The sequence below is a fragment of the Aeromonas sp. sif2433 genome (assembly GCF_019218705.1).
Lineage (GTDB): Bacteria > Pseudomonadota > Gammaproteobacteria > Enterobacterales > Aeromonadaceae > Aeromonas > Aeromonas encheleia.
Map to the genome: position 1 here is coordinate 1 of NZ_JAHUXD010000029.1, position 657 is coordinate 657.

Consider the following 657-nt stretch of genomic DNA (forward strand, 5'->3'; position numbering starts at 1 on the left):
AGGGCGTTTACCACGGTGTGATTCATGACTGGGGTGAAGTCGTAACAAGGTAACCCTAGGGGAACCTGGGGTTGGATCACCTCCTTACCTTAATGATGACGAAGTTGTTGAGTGTTCACACAGATTGCCTTGATTCAAGTTTAGAGACAGTACACGAAGTGGGTCTGTAGCTCAGGTGGTTAGAGCGCACCCCTGATAAGGGTGAGGTCGGTGGTTCGAGTCCACTCAGACCCACCACTTCGCGATTATGGGGCTATAGCTCAGCTGGGAGAGCGCCTGCTTTGCACGCAGGAGGTCTGCGGTTCGATCCCGCATAGCTCCACCATAATCGGGTACTGAATTTGCGAGAAGCAAAAGCCATGCATTGAACGCATTGTTCAATCTATGCCTTTGACTTCTTTATGAAGTTTGCTCTTTAACAATCTGGAAAGCTGATTTAAAAAGTAGTTCTCAAACATTTGTTACAAGTGCTTTGGAAACTTCTTGGCGAAAACCAAAATTTATTTTTGGTCCTTGTTGTACGACAACAAGCCGTGCCGTTTCGACGACACTTCTTGGGGTTGTATGGTTAAGTGACTAAGCGTACATGGTGGATGCCTTGGCAGTCAGAGGCGATGAAGGACGTACTAACCTGCGATAAGCTGTGAGAAGTCGGTA

The 657-nt window shown here is 47.5% G+C and carries 2 tRNA genes and 2 rRNA genes; all 4 read left to right on the top strand.

Annotated elements, in window-relative coordinates:
• A 16S ribosomal RNA gene (locus KW825_RS20225) occupies positions 1-87 on the top strand; the annotation flags it as partial.
• 73 nt (positions 88-160) lie between these two features.
• Positions 161-237 (top strand) — tRNA-Ile (locus KW825_RS20230).
• A 12-nt stretch (positions 238-249) separates the two neighbouring features.
• Positions 250-325 (top strand) — tRNA-Ala (locus KW825_RS20235).
• Positions 326-566: 241 nt separating this feature from the next.
• Positions 567-657 (top strand): 23S ribosomal RNA (locus tag KW825_RS20240); the annotation flags it as partial.